We start from the raw sequence: 2,484 nt of genomic DNA on the forward strand, positions 1-2,484 counted from the left end.
CAGCGACGCTCCCACGGCTTGTAGGCACACGGTTTCAGGTACTATTTCACTCCGCTCCCGCGGTACTTTTCACCATTCCCTCACGGTACTATCCGCTATCGGTCACCAGGGAATATTTAGGCTTAACGGGTGGTCCCGCCAGATTCACACGGGATTTCTCGGGCCCCGTGCTACTTGGGTGTCTCTCAAGCAAGCCGCTGACATTTCGGCTACGGGGGTCTTACCCTCTACGCCGGACCTTTCGCATGTCCTTCGCCTACATCAACGGTTTCTGACTCACCTCACGGCCGGCAGACCGTGAAAGAGAGATCCCACAACCCCGCATGCGCAACCCCTGCCGGGTATCACACGCATACGGTTTGGCCTCATCCAGTTTCGCTCGCCACTACTCCCGGAATCACGGTTGTTTTCTCTTCCTGAGGGTACTGAGATGTTTCACTTCCCCTCGTTCCCTCCACACTGCCTATGTGTTCAGCAGCGGGTGACAGCCCATGACGACTGCCGGGTTTCCCCATTCGGACACCCCCGGATCAAAGCTCGGTTGACAGCTCCCCGGGGCCTATCGCGGCCTCCCACGTCCTTCATCGGTTCCTGGTGCCAAGGCATCCACCGTGCGCCCTTAAAAACTTGGCCACAGATGCTCGCGTCCACTGTGCAGTTCTCAAACAACGACCAGCCACCCACCACCCCGCTTCCGAAGAAACGAGTTCACTGGGGCCGGAACTGAGGCAGCCTCACGGCCGTACCCTCAGACACCCAACAACGTGCCCGACACGATCCACCGAAACCCACGTTCCACGCCGAAGCAGTACTAATGAATCCCTGAGAACCGTGCCGAATAGTCAACGTTCCACCCATGAGCAACCAGCACCGGACACTCGCCGGTGTACTGGCCTCTGACCAGGCGAACCTGGTGAGAAGTGCTCCTTAGAAAGGAGGTGATCCAGCCGCACCTTCCGGTACGGCTACCTTGTTACGACTTCGTCCCAATCGCCAGTCCCACCTTCGACAGCTCCCTCCCACAAGGGGTTGGGCCACCGGCTTCGGGTGTTACCGACTTTCGTGACGTGACGGGCGGTGTGTACAAGGCCCGGGAACGTATTCACCGCAGCAATGCTGATCTGCGATTACTAGCAACTCCGACTTCATGGGGTCGAGTTGCAGACCCCAATCCGAACTGAGACCGGCTTTTTGAGATTCGCTCCGCCTCACGGCATCGCAGCTCATTGTACCGGCCATTGTAGCACGTGTGCAGCCCAAGACATAAGGGGCATGATGACTTGACGTCGTCCCCACCTTCCTCCGAGTTGACCCCGGCAGTCTCCTGTGAGTCCCCATCACCCCGAAGGGCATGCTGGCAACACAGAACAAGGGTTGCGCTCGTTGCGGGACTTAACCCAACATCTCACGACACGAGCTGACGACAGCCATGCACCACCTGTACACCGACCACAAGGGGGGCACCATCTCTGGCGCTTTCCGGTGTATGTCAAGCCTTGGTAAGGTTCTTCGCGTTGCGTCGAATTAAGCCACATGCTCCGCTGCTTGTGCGGGCCCCCGTCAATTCCTTTGAGTTTTAGCCTTGCGGCCGTACTCCCCAGGCGGGGAACTTAATGCGTTAGCTGCGGCACCGACGACGTGGAATGTCGCCAACACCTAGTTCCCAACGTTTACGGCGTGGACTACCAGGGTATCTAATCCTGTTCGCTCCCCACGCTTTCGCTCCTCAGCGTCAGTAATGGCCCAGAGATCCGCCTTCGCCACCGGTGTTCCTCCTGATATCTGCGCATTTCACCGCTACACCAGGAATTCCGATCTCCCCTACCACACTCTAGCCTGCCCGTATCGACTGCAGACCCGGGGTTAAGCCCCGGGCTTTCACAACCGACGCGACAAGCCGCCTACGAGCTCTTTACGCCCAATAATTCCGGACAACGCTTGCGCCCTACGTATTACCGCGGCTGCTGGCACGTAGTTAGCCGGCGCTTCTTCTGCAGGTACCGTCACTTGCGCTTCTTCCCTGCTGAAAGAGGTTTACAACCCGAAGGCCGTCATCCCTCACGCGGCGTCGCTGCATCAGGCTTTCGCCCATTGTGCAATATTCCCCACTGCTGCCTCCCGTAGGAGTCTGGGCCGTGTCTCAGTCCCAGTGTGGCCGGTCGCCCTCTCAGGCCGGCTACCCGTCGTCGCCTTGGTAGGCCATCACCCCACCAACAAGCTGATAGGCCGCGGGCTCATCCTTCACCGCCGGAGCTTTCAACCCCGTCCCATGCGGGACGAAGTGGTATCCGGTATTAGACCCCGTTTCCAGGGCTTGTCCCAGAGTGAAGGGCAGATTGCCCACGTGTTACTCACCCGTTCGCCACTAATCCACCACCGAAGCGGCTTCATCGTTCGACTTGCATGTGTTAAGCACGCCGCCAGCGTTCGTCCTGAGCCAGGATCAAACTCTCCGTGAATGTTTTCCCGTGATCGGGACAACAC

Annotated in this window: 2 rRNA genes (1 of these 2 only partly in view); both read right to left on the reverse strand. The window is 58.8% G+C overall.

Annotated elements, in window-relative coordinates:
• A 23S ribosomal RNA gene (locus ACFYW1_RS38850) occupies positions 1 to 633 on the reverse strand; it reaches 2,465 nt to the left of the window's first position.
• Between the two features lie 298 nt (positions 634 to 931).
• Positions 932 to 2,459, reverse strand: a 16S ribosomal RNA gene (locus ACFYW1_RS38855).
• The 16S and 23S rRNA genes sit together here, the layout of an rRNA operon.
• Positions 2,460 to 2,484: the final 25 nt, after the last annotated feature.

Source organism: Streptomyces sp. NPDC002669, assembly GCF_042889165.1.
Taxonomy (GTDB): Bacteria; Actinomycetota; Actinomycetes; order Streptomycetales; family Streptomycetaceae; genus Streptomyces.